The organism is Microvenator marinus, from assembly GCF_007993755.1.
GTDB classification, from domain to species: Bacteria; Myxococcota_A; Bradymonadia; order Bradymonadales; family Bradymonadaceae; genus Allomicrovenator; species Allomicrovenator marinus.
In genome coordinates, this window is the sequence record NZ_CP042467.1 from 5,736,787 (window position 1) to 5,752,761 (window position 15,975).

Here is a 15,975-nt window from a genome sequence, read left to right on the forward strand (position 1 = left end):
CAGAATTGGATTGATAGAAATGGACCAGAAGCTTCGAACACTCGGGAAATACACGCTGGTGCGTCGGTTGGCGGTCGGGGGAATGGCGGAAATTTACCTCGCCGAGCAAGAGGGCCCCGGTGGGTTTAAAAAGAAGCTCGTCATCAAGCAGATTCTTCAGAGTTTTGCAGAGGACGAGAACTTCAAGACGATGTTCCAAGACGAGGCTCGTCTTGTGGCACAGCTGACCCATCCCAAAATCGCTCAACTCTACGAATTAGGCGAGATTGAAGACAGCCTCTTCATCGCCATGGAATTCGTTGAAGGGGTGGACCTTCAAGAGATCGTGGAGTGGTCGAAGGAGAATAATCGCCCCGTGCCTTTCGATATCGCTGCAAAGCTGATGATCGACTTGATGGAGGCGCTCGATTACGCCCACGACTTCACGCATGAAGGTGTTCCCTACAATCTGGTCCATCGAGACGTGACGCCACATAACGTGATGGTGTCCAACGATGGCGTCTTGAAATTATTGGATTTCGGAGTGGCGAAGGCACTGGCCAATCAGTCCAAGACCCAGGCCGGTGCCGTGAAAGGTAAGTTTGCCTATATGGCGCCTGAGCAGGTCCAAAACGCGCAGCTCGATCGACGTGTCGATATATTCGCAGCTGGCGTAGTTTTTTACGAGCTTTTGTGCGGCGAAAAGCCCTTTGGTGACGATCTGGCAGCCATCGTGAACGTGGTTCAAATGCCCACGCCGGACCCTCGCCAAAAGCGCTCAGATGTTCCAGCCGAGTTGGTGCAAGTCGTCATGCGGGCCACGGCGAAGGATCCAAACGATCGTTACCCAGATGCGCATGCGATGGTGGTCGACCTCCAGAACTATTTGCGGCAGGTCGGGGCATTTATCGGTGATCGAGATATCGCGGCTTTTGTTCGCGAGATGCAAGGGATTCCGCTGACTCGGGGCTCCGGGCCGAGGCAGACGGTTTCTGAGGCACCTGGGCCCTTGAAGACGGACTCAGCGCCGATGTCTACCATCGCGACGCCACCACCTAGCGTGGTCCCTGATTACAAGACCCCGTCAGGCACAGCGGGAATTGCGGCACCACAGCTTCATTCTTCCCTGGGCGAGGTAGGCGGTCCGAGCACGGCGGAATTGCCGCAGCTAGGTGGCAACGAAGGGCCAAGGTCTAATACCGAGGCGATTTCACTTCAGGATTCCAGTACTCGAAAGATCTTCGGCGTGTTTATCGTACTCTTTTTCGCGCTGGTTCTCGCGAGCGGTGCCCTGATTTGGGTGTACGTTTCCAAGAAGTCGGAAACTGTTGAACCGGCGGTTGCCGTCACGAAGACAACGCCCGAAGTCAAACCCAAGACGAAGACACCTGCCGTTGAGACGGCGTTTAGACACGCAAATGGAGATATCGTCTCGTTTCACTCAACTCCAAAAGCAAAAGTCTATTTCGAAGGCGAAATGGTGGGAGAGACTCCGTTTTCAACCAATCTTCGCAAGGGTTCTTATACGGTCACTTTTAAGACAGATAAGAAGTCAATCGATAAGACTTTTGAAGTTAAAGAACTCATCAACTCGGTCAGCGTGAAGTTTTAGGCAAAAAACTTTTGTCTTGCCGACTTTGTCCTACACTGACTCCTGAAAGCGGTGGATGTCCTACACGTCCACGAGGAGTCAGCATGAAGAAAGTAGTTTTGGCAGTAATAGGTCTCGGGGTTGTTGGATGTGCTCCAAGCTCCAATGCCCCTTTCCACATGTACGACTCGCCGTTACTCCAGTCGGGGCTTCACCCGTCAGCGCCAAGGGCTCGAAATTTTGATCCTTTGGGAACCGGCGATTTTCAGACCTCCGATACGTATCAGCTGGCGCAAGCCGAACCGACTGCACGCGACTCGGCGCCAAAGGTTGAGCTTACTCCCAAGGCATCCTCGAAGCATCTTGCCGAAGCTCCACAGAAGAAGTTGCCTACTTTGGCCATCGGCTCGAGGCCCGATCCACAAACCACAGGCAAGTCCGCCTCAGACTGGAACCACCGTCCCGAGCACTCGGCGGCCTACGCGGCTAAGGTCTTGGAGGTCAATGGCCATGCGGTCGACGCTTCTGCGATGAGTAGCGTTTCCAAGCTATACAAACATTGCAAAGAAAGTGGGAAAATCTCGCATGACTCGGCTCATATCGGTGACTTGGTCTTTTTCCACAACGTCGCGGATATCAATGCCGATGGGCGAAACAACGATTGGTACACATTCGTTGGAGTCATCGAATCGAAAACTTCCGACGTTTACACGATTCAAGGTGTGTTGGGTGGAAAACTTGGCAAGCACACGATGCGCCTGGCCAAGGACGAGCCCACGGATGCGAGCTCCAGGCTTCGTGATCCTTCGGCGTCCGATGCGCCTTTCACGCAATACTACACGTCAGAGCTATTCGCTGGATTCTGCGGATTGCTCGGCGACAAACCAGACTTGATCCTGGTTGATGAGTGGTCACCCTGAGGCTTGGATCTTTCGGTCTGAGAACTTCGCCCATCCATACCCAAGTCCCATGACAACAGCGCTCGCCAGGATTCCGTAGGTCGCACCGACGCTTGGATTCAGAAAGCCAAGCTGTGGCATCTCGGTGTCAAAGAGCCATCCGAACGACGAGTGGTTGGCCCACTCGTTGAGGGATAACTTGGCGGCTGTTGCGCTCGAAGCCCAGTAGTAGAGACCGAGATGTATGCCAAGCCCCGTAGTCGCACTCAACCAAACCATCGGTGTTGGGATACGCTTGAGCATGATGCCAGCCAAGATGGGAACGCAGCTCGCGGCCACGATTCCGTAGGCGCCCACTTGACCGAAGATCCCCAAGAGCTCGGGCGGATCTTTGGCCACAAAGAAGGTCGCGACCCCGAGAGCCACTAGAATTGCCTGGCCGGCACGGTGAGCGATCTTGCGGGCCTCGTCCTCGTCCTTGTCTTTTAGGAGGTTCTTCCTGGTAAGGTTCAGGAAAAGGTCATTTGCGGCAATGCTGGAAAGGGCGATCAAAATGCCATCGAGGGTACTCATTCCGGCGGAAAGCAGGGCCACCGTGACCACCGCGACCATGGTCGGAGAGAAAGTTTCGGTGATGTAGACCGTCATCACCAAGTCTTGCCTGAACGCGCCTGTGGTCGGGTCCAAGAATCGCTCGGGCGGGACGTCAAGTAGATGCGTGTAGAAACCCACGAGCAGGAGGGCGGTGAAGATGATGCTGACGCCCAGGCAGACAGCCAGATACTTCCAAACCTCGCGGTCAGACTTCACGTAGAGGGCTTTGATCATGATGTGGGGCTGGGAGACCAGAGCAAATCCAATCACGAAGCCAGACAGCCAAATACTAAAGAAACTTCCAAAGAGGGTGCTCTCAGGATTGATAGGAGCCACGAGATTCGCGTTCTTGGCGGCTAGGGCATCCCACGCCGCCCCGAACCCATCGGCGAGCAGCGGGAAGCCACTGGCTACGATCACGGCTGCAATCACGGCCATGATCGCGCCCTGTAGGGTATTTGTATAAGCGTGAGCGTAGGTGCCTCCCACAAAGATGTAGGAGAACACGAATCCAATCGTCAGGACGAGGCTTTCGATGTTGGTGAGGCCCAGTGTGAGTTGCATCACGATCGAGATGGCGCCAACGATGAGGACCACAAAGGTCAGGGATAGGAGATTGATGGCGGCGAACGCGATGGTGAGCCATTCCGAGTTGTATCGTTGACCGATCCACTGAGGCAATGTGAGCGCCTTCGACCCAGATCCGATGCGTCTGAATCCGACACTCATGGTTATCAATCCGGTGAAGATTCCAAGCGCAGCTGCGACTCCGAGATGCAGAAATGCGGATAGGCCGTGCACATATACGAAGCCAGGATTGATGACGAATGTCGCCGTTGAGGCGATTGAAGAGGCGAGGGTGATGCCAACCACCCATGCAGGCATGTCTCCCTTGCCCAACGCAAAGCTCTCCAAGTCTCCGGTCTTCTTATGTCCTTGCCACGCGAGCCAGGAGGTTCCGAAGATGTAGAGTAAAAAGAGCCCCCAAATGAGCGGGTTTTCCAAGATTAACTCAACGTAGCGCATGCCAATACCTATAAATGTTGCAGTGCAACATAGCAGCGCAAATCAATTTATCAAGCGATAACGCGCGCTTGTTTAGATGACCCGATCTATTTCTTGTGCAAGGTCAAAATCTTTGTGCGTCAATCCACCGCTATCGTGAGTCGTCAGAAGCAACTCGACGCGATTGTAGACGTTGAAGATTTCAGGGTGGTGGTCTGCCGAGTCCGCAAGCGTGGCGATTCGGTTGATGAACTCAATGGCTTCCAAAAAGTCGTCGAACTCAAGTTTGCGTTTGATGGCGTCGCCCTCAAGGCGCCAGTCCTCAAGGTCTTGAAGTCGAGTTTCGATTTCGGAAGAACTCAATTTGGGCGGTGCCATGGCTTAGCTCCAGCTATTGGATATTACGTGTGTCGTTGAGGGCGCTCTCTAATTTCTTGGCGCTTCTCAAGATTTGTTCACCGTGTTCGATCTGGCCGAACTCGATCCAGAATCTAGCGGTAGTATGATAGAGGCGCGCCGTTTGGCGGCTCTTTTCGTTTTCCGTGGTGTGGATAGCGAGTTGTTCCAAAAATCGCAGAAAAACTGAACGTTCCATCGTGTATAGGAAGCTCGAGTCTTTGATCTCGGCAAGCAAGGCTTGGAATGTGGACTCGGTTTCTGTCAGGCCCGCGTAGAACGCAGCGCAGGCGAGGCAAAACTTGGAGACTTTCTCGCTCCCAAGATCTTCGGCATCTGCACGTGCACGTCCGAGCTCAAGTGCAGCGAGCTGCAACCGACTTTGGAAACAACGCAACAATCCCATCAAACTTCTCGCAATGGCGCGATCTTCTGCTGTACCGCGCTCATCGACCGTTTCCAGGGTCTCTTGAAGCATGCGTTCCGACTCGTCAAAATCACCGAGCCACATCGAGACAATCGACATATGATTTCGGATATCGTAGACGGCCCAATTGGTGCCCATCGACTCCTTCATGCGACGCGATTCTCTCAATAGATTCTGAGCGGACCGGATGTCTCCCTTGTTGATGGCCAACTCTCCGAGGTTCATGAGCACGTGTGAGCAAGCGATTTGATCACCGAGCTTCTGGAAGATCTCCAGACACTTTCTCATATGCTCTTCCGCACGCTCATAGCTCGCCATGAAGAGGAAGGCGACACCCAAGGCGTTGTGGACCGCAGCAACGTAGTAGAGCGTTCCAAGCGCCGAGTGCAGTGAGAGGCTCTCGTTGAGCAGCTGAATACCAGACTCAAAATTGCCAAGCTCGACTTCGAGTTGGCCCAGGTTTCGATAGGCCTCGGCCACGCCGGTTCTATCTCCGAGCGCTTTCTTAACCTCCAAGGCCTGCCGGAACATTCGGCCGGCCTCATTGAGTCTGTCCGGCTCGTTCATTGCCGGATCCATGAGCGCGTTTCCGAGCGCGAGTAGGGCGTCCGAGAGGCCTTCTCGATGCCTTGCGCGTTCAAACTCTTGGCGGGCCTTCACAAGGTGGTCACGCCGTTTCGAAAGCTGGCCGCGCCTGCGTGCAACCTCGGCCAGATGCAAATAGACCTTGCCGGCTATCTCTCCCTGGGGAAGGCTCGGAAGCATTCGAACGAGTTGCTGCGAAACATGTTCTTCGCCACGAAGATCGCTGGTCATCAAGTGAATTTTAGAGAGACCGACGAGTGATTTTGCCGTTCCAGGCAGATCGTTGATCTTGGCTGCCCAGTCGAGCGCATTCTTGTACCAGTCGTGGGCCTCTTTGTGGCGGCCCTGCATGATGAGTAGGTGTCCCAGCCCGCGATATGCGCGGCCGAGCTCAGGACCCTTTGCGGCCCGTTTTTGGATGGCGATCTTAAACCGGTCTTCCGCGAGGCCAAACTCTCCGAACTTCCACGCAAGCTCCGCGAGGGCGAGCTGAGCTTGAGCCCACATCTCGGTGTAGTCATCGCTCTCCTCGAGCAACGTGGTCAACTCGCGGTATTGGTCTCTGGCACCCCGCAAGTCCTGCCGGTTAAGGGAGCGTTGCGCCGCAGCAAACAAGATGTCCCGGTACTTCTCTTGCTCGCCCGCTTGCCGCCAATGTTCCGCGATTTCAACGAGCGGCACCTCCATGGAGCGCCCTTTGTAGAACTCGATCTTTTTCTCCGCAGCAGCCTTGTGCATCCGGCGATTGGCCCATCTCTCTGAGAGGTCGTGCAAGATGGCCTCACGCAGCAACGAGTTATCAAACTCAACGCAGACAAGATTCTGATGAAGTGCTTGACGCACGATTCCTTGGTCACGAAGCGAGACTAAATCGTCATTGAGGGATTGTGGACTGCCGCCCAAAACCTCGCTCAAGAGCTCAACGGGAGTTCTCATTCCTAGAATCGCGAGCCACTCGAGAGTGGCCCTGAGACCAGGCTTTTCGGCAAACCGCGACATGGCTTGCTCAATACGCAATCGCATGAGGTCCATGAGGTCAGGCGGCAAATCGATCTCGCGTGGCGAGCCCTTCTTGAGACTCCAACGCCCCTTTTTCTGAACCAGATTTCCTTCATCCTGCAGATAGCGGACAATCTGGATTGTGTGGAGCGGCACGCCCTGACTCAGCCAACCGACGCGCTCTTTGAGACGTGGTTCGAGATTCAGGATCGAGTCTAGGAGCATCGCTAGGTCTCGGCCTTTGAGCCGTTTGACCACATATCGAGTGTAAGACGCCCCAATATTGGAGAGGATCGTTCGAAGACTTTCTTCCAAGTTTGGATTTAGATGCCTCTCTTCTGGCCGATACGTCAGCATCAATGCAATCGAGACCGATTGAGTTCTGAGAGTGACCGCAAAGTACTCGAGGAAGGCGAGGGTGGCGCTGTCAGCGTACTGGACGTCTTCAATGACGAGGAGCCATTGACGCCTCTGAGCGAGTTGCACGAGTACCCGTTCTAGCTGCGCGAAGAGTACGCCTGCTTCTTCGGTACCAGGCTTCATCAGGGAGTCATCGCCGCGAGGACGAAAGAAATCCACCAGCCTCTCGACTTCCACTTCTGAATATTCACCAAGACGATGGAGCTCGGTCTTCAGCGTCTTTTCAACCAACGCTCGCTCGGCAGACGCAATCTTGAAATGATCGGCGAGTGCTTCGCGAATAGCCTCCATAGGCATCGATCGACGACGGCAATAGCCAACTCCGACGTCGATGCCTAGATTGCGAAGGTTCGACTTCAGTGCGTGAACAACCCTGGACTTCCCGATTCCGTTTTCTCCTTCAAGAAGAAGAATATGACCGGAATTGGCGAAGACCGCCTCTTGAACCGAAGCACTGAGTTTCAAGACGTCGTTATCGCGCCCGATGAGCGGCAATTCATAGCGCGGCTTAGAAGCGGGAGCGGGTTCTTGGCGCTCACCCTTGGCCAGCCTGTCGGCGAGGGACCGCCGCTCGATAGTTGGGAACTGCCCAGAGTCGGGGTTCGCCTCCTTCGTTTTGGTCGGCAAAGGAGGTGGCATCGGCTTTGTAGGCTTGGAATCTACCTCTATCTCGTCGACCACAACGCTATGGGATGTAGGGATCGCAGCGCTCGGAACCTTGACCACCTTATTGACCGTCTCGTCTGGTGTGTCCTCAACTTTGGGCAAAAGCGAGGTTTGATCTGGGTCGGAATCCACGAGTTTATCGAGGCCGTCCGGCACGATTGCAGTCACCGAAATTTCGGGGAACGTCGCTCCACGAGGGCGCGGCACAATGTTCATGGCGCGAAGCGTATGCGCTAGCGCTTCGAGCATCTCCGCGGCGTCGTGATAGCGTTGTTCGGGCTTTTTCTCCGTAGCCTTTCGGATGAATTTTCCGAGCGGGGTTCCCGCAAGGTCTGGGGTGAGCTCAGGAACTGGATCCCTGATCTGTTTATGAATCACATCCATGCGATTGCGCCCCGTCACGGGAGGCAGGCCGGTCATCATCTCGAAGACCAAAAGGCCCAGCGCGTAGACGTCCGTTGCAGGCGTGATGGGCTCGGCACAGGCCTGTTCGGGCGCCATATACATGGGAGTTCCGAAGATCCTGCCGGCCTTGGTAAGTTTCTCGTCGGCGCCTTCGTCGTTTTCGTCGAGCATCGTCATCTTGGCGACACCGAAGTCCAAGACTTTTACGTAGTCTTGTTCGCCGAAGAGCTCGCTTAGGAAGATGTTTTCCGGCTTGAGATCGCGGTGCACAAGTCCGCGTTGGTGGGCTTCGCTCAGACTCTTGAGTACCTGGATCAATACGTGGGAAGCTCTCGGCCAATCCAAGGCGCCATCATCTTGAATGACATCGGCCAGACTTGTTCCCTCGAGGAGCTCCATCACCATGTAGATCAGGCCCTCTTCGGTCTGCCCGTAGTCATAGAGCGTGATGGTGTTGGGGTGCCGGAGCTGCGAGACGTGATAGGCCTCACGACGAAACCTCTCGACATTCACAGGGTCTTTGGCGACGCCTGGGGTGAGGAATTTCATCGCGACTTCGCGGCCTACATTCTCTTGAAGGGCCTTGTACACCGTTCCGAAGCCTCCGCTGCCGAGTAATTCGATGATGCGGAAGCGCCCCGCCACAACGTCCCCTGGTTTTGGCAGTTGAGGTAGCTTAGCCATAGGTCAAATTCACCACGCCGGCAGTTCGAGTTCGATAGAAGTGTACACCAAGTGATACGCAACGCACCACGTAAGTCAGATTTGTGCCGAGTTGTTATCACGCCACCTTTCTCATAGGCAACTGAGAGCGGGCCGCTTTTGTTTCCGAAATTTAACCAAAACGTCGTGAATTCTTCTTGGTGGGTCTTTGTAAGTTGCCTAAAGAGCGAGATTTTTTCGGAACGCTTTGACCTTGGTTCTCGAGATTGTTAGTGTGATTTGAAGTTAAGCCCAAACGTGGGAACAAAATCGCCGTCCATCTTGATTAATACGTGGTGAACCTAGATTTCGGTGGAGAGGAGGAATCATGGCTACCGAGACGCAGAGTTTAGAGAACACCAATCCCCCGGTTTACAAGACGGGACGTGTGGATTTGATGGTAGGAAAGACCCCGTTGCGCCGATTGAAATCGATGGGCCAGGGGCGTTGTCCGATTTTCATCAAGATGGAAAACCTTAACCCTAGCGGCTCAATTCGAGACCGCTACATCGCGGAGATCGTGCTTCGCGCGATGGATGCACAATCGATCCAAGTCGGGGATGAAATCTGCCTTGCCGGGTTGAATGACTCGGCGGTTTCGGCCTCGTACGTTGCGTCGAAACTAGGCCTACGTTGTACAGTCTTCACCCCTGAATCGAGTTCTAAACGCCTTTTGGAAACCTTCGAGACCTTCGGTGGTAAGATTGTTTGGACATCGGCGGCTGCCGGACTTCAGGGGGCAATTAAGGAAGCCGCAAAATGGGCCAGAGACGGAATAGACCGGCTTTACGTGGACGGCTATCGCCGCCAAGCGGTCAAAGATTCATACCGGTACCTCGCCATGGAAATCATCGAGTCGCTCGAGGACACACCGTTGGGAGGCTTTACAACGTCAGTCACGACGGGGGCCACGTTCCGTGAAGTCTCGAGGGCACTTAGGCAGATGCAGGCTAATCTGGAGGTCCGCGGCGCAAAACTTGAGGAGAATGAATTCGCGACAGCCGAAGAGAACCCTTATATCTCGTCGGTGACTCTCGCTCAGTTGTGGGAGATTCGTGACGAGATCTCCGAGAAAGAGGGCATATTGCTTGGACCGAAAGGAGCCGCCTGCGTTCAGATTGCGCTAGACTTGGAAGCTGAACTCGCGCCTGGGCGCTCTATCGTTGCCTTGAATCCGGACAGCGGGCAGCGATACATCGGTTGGGAAGATCGTGAACTTTTCCGTGCAAACACGTTCGCGTAACCGATGAACCCTTCGGCACTTTTGGAATGGACCTTGGATTCTGGGGTGGTTAAAGAACTCGAGGCTGCATGGCCGCTCGAGGGCTGTGGCTTCATTGTTGAGACCGAAATGGGCCTGGCGTGGGTGAAAGCCAAGAACTGCTCAACAACCCCTCAGGAAGACTTTGAGCTCTCTCCTGAAGAGGTTATCGGGGTGCTAGAGGCACGAGGTCTTGTCGCAATCGTCCATTCCCACCGCGGAGCTTCCACGCTGAGTTCCAAAGATATCATGGGCGCAACCTTTGCCTCGCCACAGGGGCGCGAACCGTTCTATCCCGGAATTCTCTGGCTGGTGATTGGAATCAGGGACGGGAGAGTTGAGGAAGGCTCCGTCTGGAAAATCAACGGATCAAAAGGGGAGGGTTCATTGGCAGGTAATGCCGAACGCCTTGCCTTTATGTCTTGTCTTTGAACTCTCAGACTCCGAGTCGGAATAGAGAGCCGTTAGTTTTCCGCTCAGTAGTGCGGACGCAATGCTCACGCCACAACGCGCACCGTTGAGGCGTTCGTCGCAGGATCCGACCAAATTGTCCACGTGAGGTGGTGCACTCAAACAGGTGTTGTGGTCTGGGAGTTCAACCGGGCCTTTCTTTGCGCAATACGACTGCATCAGGCGAACCACGTCGTCGCGCGACTTGCAGACCAACCCGACATAAGCCTGAAGGTCCTCGGTCGAATCGGATAGGACCAGAACCTTTTTCATCAATTGAATCGCCGACTCTCCCAACGCTTCTTTTCCTGCCGTCTCGCTTGCTGCGGTTAGGAGTCCTTCCCCGGTCGAGCCGTGAACACTGCCGTTGGTGGGCGAGACGGACCACCATGCGCGGGATGGTGTGCCGTCTTTGGCCGCTCCCTTGGGAATCAAGACGATCCTCCCAAACCGCGTCACTTCTTGGCGAAGCGAATCCGAGCGAGTCTTTCCGAGTTTGAGTTTCGAGACATCTCTTAGATTTGACCGGTCAATCGTAAGAAGTTCCGAATCTTCAGTGATAGCTTTCTGGAAAACGGCAGATGCTGTCTGAAGTGGGACCGACTGAATTTTAGCCAAGAGCTGGGACTCGAGGTCTGACTCAAGGTAGCTGACAAGGGAGATCAAACCGGTGGCCGACGCGACGGGAACCCCTTGCCTTGGGATGGCCTCGAGTCCTGGTTGCATCAATCGCATCCGCAATGCGTATTCGCCTCCGTTTCTCAGGAGGGCAGTGGCCACAATGCGAGGTTCTGTGTGGAAGGCTCGCGTTCCCATCGAAAACGCAAGTTCGTTGACCAAGCGGTCTGAGTGAGCAAGGTACGCGTTGGAAATCGCGTATGGCAATTGACGATGCGCCTGATTGAGGAACGGATCTTGAGGAACTTTCGCCTCATCTTGAATGCTATCAGCGAGCGCGCTCAGTGCAACCAAGCCGGAGTGCAATGAATTGGTCGCGCGAACCCGAGCGTACGTGGGGCTGATCTGCGTGGTGAAAATACCAATCGAGTAATAGACTTGGTCGAAGGAAAACACCGAGCGGGACTCACCCTCGGCCTCTAGCATAAGGCGGTGTTGGGTCTCGAGCCGGCCACGCTTCAACTTGATGCGAGCTTCTAAAGAACGAATATCGGCTTTCGGAAGATAACCGCCAGCCTTTGAGTCGTCTCCGATGTGAATGATGGGGCGGATGGCGTGATTCAACCGCACATCCTGTTCAAACGTCAGAGAGATATCTCGAGTTCCAAGGTGAGAGAGTGGGCCGGTGTATTGTCCAAAAGTCTTGATTTGTCCGTCCGCTAGAGCGGCCCGAAACTCGATCGACACCGAGGATTGAAGGTCATCCCAGAGCGTCGTTTCGCGACTTTTTGCCTCCACTGTTGAAGGTCCAAGGCCCTGATTGAAAATTGGGTCAACACCAAGCCACGCGCCATTGTCTTCGATTTCTAGCCACACGTGCTCGTCGAGAAGCGTACGATAGCGAGCAAGGACAGACGCATCGACGACAACCTTCTCGGAGCTCAAATCACTTGGATTGATGAGGCTTGCGCTGCCTGCAAAACGATAAAGGACCTCATCGATTTGGGACTCAGAGAGTTGTCCCCGAACGAAACGAGACTGAATGCCCTTTTGCTTAAAAATCTCGTGCAGAAAGAGAGCTTGGTCCACCGAGTTTCCGGTTAGATCTACGGCCACACCTTCGGCTCCCCGCAGCTGACCCTGATAAGGCTGGAACTTGAGATTCTGTCTGGCCCACTTGAATATATCTGCCGCGCGCCTTGCACGAATAGACTTGGCTACAGACTCTAAAGTGTTGGCCGAACTAGGTTTGTCCAGGGTTCGCTGAAGGGACTTGGCCTTCTCCTGGACGGACTTCGCATCAAAGGCCTGCTGAGCCGAAATTGGCTCGATAAGAACGAAAGAAACCAAAAGGAAAAGAATCGCGCGCTTCATAAAATCCTCCACATCATCGCTGACGCTAGCAGTCAAGCATGTGCGAGGCAAAATATCGCGTTATTCCTTTGGTTTTGAATCGGTTTTGTCCTTCGAGGAGCGCCGACGTCTGCGTCTTCGACGTGGTTTGTCCGACGTATCAGCCTCAGGATTGGGCTTATCTGCTTTGGGCTTATCAGTTTTGGGCTTATCAGCTTTGGCCTTGGCGTCCGACTTCGACTTTGAGCGGTCTGAGCGTCGTCGCCGCACCACCGTTTCAACGGATTTCGCTTCGTCCTCGACCGTCTCCTCGTCCCAGATGTAGTTGGTGGGAGCTTTCTGAATAGTCGATTGTGTGGGCTCGGCCTGAGCGACATCATCGGCGCGATAGTAGCGTCGATTGGTGTCTTCCAATTGCACTTGCACGCGCTGATTCACAACGTCGAGCCCAATCACCTTTCCGGGCCCGTCCGGCGTCATGACGTCCTTTCCAGCTCTCGGAAGGGTTTTCTTCATGCGTCGGTAAACGGCCTGCTCGTAGACAAGGCAACACATCAATCGGCCGCACATACCAGACACTTTTGCGGGGTTGAGCGTCAGGCCTTGGTCCTTCGCCATTCGAATCGATACGGGGGCAAAATTCTCGAGGAAAGAGCTACAGCAAAGCTCGCGACCACACGGGCCAATTCCTCCAATCATGCGCGTGCCATCTCGAACTCCGATTTGGTGCATCTCGATACGGGTGCGAAAACGGTGGGCCAAATCTTTGACCAAGTCGCGAAAATCGATGCGTCCGTCGGAGCTAAAATAGACCACAATTCGCGACCCATCTTGCATCACGTGGGCGCGAACAACCTTCATGGGCAGGTCGCGTGCTTTCACTCTGTCGACGCAGAAATGATACGCTTGAGCTTCGAGGTCTTCGTTGCGGTCGGCCTGCTGAACATCCTCGTCGGTCGCTTTTCGAATAACCTGAATGACCTCATCGGCAGCCAGAACACGCCGCTCCATATGGGCGGTGACTTTGGCAATTGCGGGTCCCCGTCCAGTTTCCACGATGACGTGGTCTCCAGGGCGCAACTGTAAGAGCTGCGCGTCAGCCAGATGCTTTACGAAGCTCAGCCGCAATTGGACCGGGACAATCGTAAAGAGCTTCTTATTGCCTCCAAAAGCGTTGCCCTGGAAGATCTCGTTCGGTTTGGTCATGTCAAGTTGTGGGGCTGAGTGAATTGGGGGCTTAAATTGAGCAGAAGTTCTTCGGCAATGAGCGTTGTGTTGACGTTTCGGTCAACCAAGTCTGACGCCTTTCCGACCGCCTCTAGCGCGACTAAGAGCGCGTCTAGGTTCGTACGTGCTGCAAGTGCGTGAACTTCGTCCTGAAGGTCGGTGTTGATCGCGAGTGCTTGCCAGCCCGAGTCGGGAGCGGTCCTCGCGAGGAGGATATCGCGCAAAAGTATCCGAAAGATTTCAAGCGTCTCGCGGAGGTCATCGCGGCTACGTCCAAATGACTCGGCGGCGTCGATCAGGGAAGCGGGGTGGTCGATATTCAAATTTCCGAGCAAGGAAAGCGCTGACTTTCGCTTCTCCAAAATGCCGCTATCGAGCACGAGCTTCGCGCGTCCAAGACTGCCCTCAGCGAGCTGTGCCGCAACTCTCCTAGATTCCTGATCGAGCTCAGCGGCACCATCTAAGTTCTGTACAAGTCGACTCAGAATCTCAGGGTTCAGGCTCGCAAACGTGAGCATCTGGCAACGCGAACGAATTGTGTCGAGCATCAAATGTGGCTGGGAAGACACCAAGATGATTCGCATGGTGAGCGGCGGCTCTTCCAGGGTCTTCAAAAGCGCGTTTGCTGCCTCATCGGTCATCCGATGGGCTTCGTCGATAATGATGACCTGGAAGCGCGATTCGTAGGGGCGATGGCTCGCCGCCTTTTGTACGACTCTGACCTGGTCGATCTTGATGAACTGCCCTTGGGCCTCGACGAGCAATAAGTCTGGGTGTTGATTGCTCGCGATTCGAACACAGTTGGTGCATTTTCCGCATTGTGGCTCAAAGGCGTCTTTTCGTGCTTTGCAGTTTAGGACGGCCGCAAAGGCCAGGGCGCATTGGCGTTTGCCTACGCCGTCTGGGCCGCAGAAGAGGTAGGCATGGTGCACCCGCTCCGTGTCTACCGCCCTCTCAAGCACTGCTTTAGCCGCATCTTGGCCTTCGATTTCGTTCCAAAAAAGCATCCTTACCTCTCGAATGCTACATAGAACACATGACCGCCTCGGATCACCTTAAATCGAACGATATCTCCGGCCGAGAATGATTTCATGCGCTCTTGGAACGCGACTTCTGAATCCACGGTGTTGGAATTTATCTCGACCACGATATCCCTTACCTTGAGGCCGGACGCGCCCGCCTTGGAGTTCTCGACGACATCGGTTACGACGATTCCAGCGCTGGTAGCGCCTAGTCGTCTGGCAAGTCCAGCGCCGATTTCTTTGATCTCGATACCAAGCTCATCGCTAAGTGATTCGGGCTTCTTTGCCAGTGAGGGGATTTTGGGTGGCTTCTGGTCTGGGGCTTCTTCAGGTGTAAGTTTGACCTCCATTCTTTTGCCATCTCGATACACCACGACATCAACGGCATTTTCGGCTTGGGCGAGTGAAAAAAGCCATTGTACTTGCTCTGCGTTGTCCGCTCCGCGTTTGTTGACTTCGACCACAATATCGCCCTCTTTGAGACCTGCTTTTTTGGCGGGGCCATTGTCTACGATAGTGGTTATCAGGGCGCCATTCGGTTTATCGAGACCAAATGAGCGAGCCAGAGCGGCGTTGAGGTCTTGTAGTTGAAGCCCAATCCATGCGCGTTTGACGTATCCAATGGCGTTGAGCTGCGGAAGGATTGATTTGACCACATTGATAGGAATCGCGAAGCCAATTCCCTGTCCTTGGCGGATGATCGCCGTGTTGATCCCTATAACGTCTCCGTTCAGATTGATAAGTGGTCCGCCCGAATTCCCAGGATTGATCGAGGCATCTGTCTGAATAAACTCGGAGAAATTATCTTTACCAGACGGGCTCAGATTTCTTCTTCCGAGCGCGCTCACTATCCCAGCTGTTACCGTATGGCTCAACCCGAGCGGATTTCCAACGGCCACAACGGGGTCTCCAACTGCAACATCGTCCGAATTCGCGAGCGGAATGGTCGGCAATTGCCGAGTGCCAACAATCTTCATCAGCGCGATGTCTGTGGACGGGTCCAATCCCACAAACTCGGCATCGGCTTCGGTGTTGTCGTGTAGACGCACGCGTACCTGCTCCGCCCCTTCAACCACGTGATTGTTGGTTAGAAAGAGGCCGGAAGGGTGGATGATGAATCCTGTACCAAGGCCGGGGCCTTCGCCGCCCCAGGTCTCGGTTGTGAAGAGTTCGTCGAGTCCTCCCGGGTTTCGATAGGAGACGATGACGTTAACCACCGCCGGGCTCACCCGTTTGGCTAGCTTCGTATAGGTATCCGCCTTGATGGTCGTGGCTGCTGGTGTACGTGACGACTTTTCCACCCAGAGGCGCTCCTGGGCGTGCGCCGAAGCGGAAAGGGTGAGTATGAACACGGCAGCAAGAATTCTCATCGGAAC

Annotated in this window: 11 protein-coding genes; 4 read left to right on the plus strand and 7 right to left on the minus strand. The window is 54.5% G+C overall.

Translation table 11 applies throughout. The annotated features are described in order from the left end of the window. The first annotated feature begins 19 nt into the window (after positions 1–19). A complete protein-coding gene (locus tag FRD01_RS23640; RefSeq protein ID WP_249755860.1) occupies positions 20–1,591 on the plus strand; it encodes a serine/threonine protein kinase in 1,572 nt (523 codons plus the stop codon). 83 nt (positions 1,592–1,674) lie between these two features. Continuing rightward, entirely contained in the window at positions 1,675–2,490 is an 816-nt protein-coding gene (locus FRD01_RS23645; RefSeq protein ID WP_146963628.1) for a hypothetical protein, read from the plus strand. Here the strand turns inward: FRD01_RS23645 and FRD01_RS23650 are convergent. The 3 genes from FRD01_RS23650 to FRD01_RS23660 form a co-directional block, all read right to left on the minus strand. Continuing rightward, positions 2,482–4,089 carry a sodium:solute symporter family transporter gene (locus FRD01_RS23650; RefSeq protein ID WP_146963630.1) on the minus strand — a complete coding sequence of 536 codons (1,608 nt, stop codon included), beginning with the start codon at positions 4,087–4,089 and terminating at the stop codon, positions 2,482–2,484. The genes FRD01_RS23645 and FRD01_RS23650 overlap by 9 nt on opposite strands. A gap of 72 nt (positions 4,090–4,161) precedes the next feature. Beyond that, a complete protein-coding gene (locus FRD01_RS23655) occupies positions 4,162–4,446 on the minus strand; it encodes a 4a-hydroxytetrahydrobiopterin dehydratase (protein WP_146963632.1) in 285 nt (94 codons plus the stop codon). Between the two features lie 13 nt (positions 4,447–4,459). Next, complete coding sequence (locus FRD01_RS23660; RefSeq protein ID WP_146963634.1) at positions 4,460–8,650, minus strand: serine/threonine-protein kinase; 4,191 nt, start codon at positions 8,648–8,650, stop codon at positions 4,460–4,462. Positions 8,651–8,996: 346 nt separating this feature from the next. Here FRD01_RS23660 and FRD01_RS23665 point away from each other — a divergent pair, with 346 nt between their 5' ends. Together FRD01_RS23665 and FRD01_RS23670 are read left to right on the plus strand one after the other, a co-directional pair. Further along, complete coding sequence (locus FRD01_RS23665; RefSeq protein ID WP_146963636.1) at positions 8,997–9,911, plus strand: PLP-dependent lyase/thiolase; 915 nt, start codon at positions 8,997–8,999, stop codon at positions 9,909–9,911. A gap of 3 nt (positions 9,912–9,914) precedes the next feature. Beyond that, on the plus strand, positions 9,915–10,361 hold the full coding sequence (locus FRD01_RS23670; RefSeq protein ID WP_146963638.1) for an MPN domain-containing protein: 447 nt from the start codon (positions 9,915–9,917) through the stop codon (positions 10,359–10,361). On the opposite strand, the gene FRD01_RS23675 is transcribed toward FRD01_RS23670, so the two are convergent. Genes FRD01_RS23675 through FRD01_RS23690 form a run of 4 tightly spaced genes read right to left on the minus strand, consistent with a single transcriptional unit; the run spans position 10,314 to position 15,969 of the window. Next, positions 10,314–12,371, minus strand: a complete 2,058-nt coding sequence (locus FRD01_RS23675) for a transglutaminase domain-containing protein (RefSeq protein ID WP_146963640.1) — start codon at positions 12,369–12,371, stop codon at positions 10,314–10,316. The genes FRD01_RS23670 and FRD01_RS23675 overlap by 48 nt on opposite strands. A gap of 60 nt (positions 12,372–12,431) precedes the next feature. After that, complete coding sequence (locus FRD01_RS23680; protein WP_146963641.1) at positions 12,432–13,556, minus strand: PSP1 domain-containing protein; 1,125 nt, start codon at positions 13,554–13,556, stop codon at positions 12,432–12,434. After that, on the minus strand, positions 13,553–14,584 hold the full coding sequence (gene holB / locus FRD01_RS23685) for a DNA polymerase III subunit delta' (RefSeq protein ID WP_146963643.1): 1,032 nt from the start codon (positions 14,582–14,584) through the stop codon (positions 13,553–13,555). Before holB ends, FRD01_RS23680 begins: the two co-directional genes overlap by 4 nt. Before the next feature lie 2 nt (positions 14,585–14,586). After that, on the minus strand, positions 14,587–15,969 hold the full coding sequence (locus tag FRD01_RS23690) for a trypsin-like peptidase domain-containing protein (RefSeq protein ID WP_146963645.1): 1,383 nt from the start codon (positions 15,967–15,969) through the stop codon (positions 14,587–14,589). Positions 15,970–15,975: the final 6 nt, after the last annotated feature.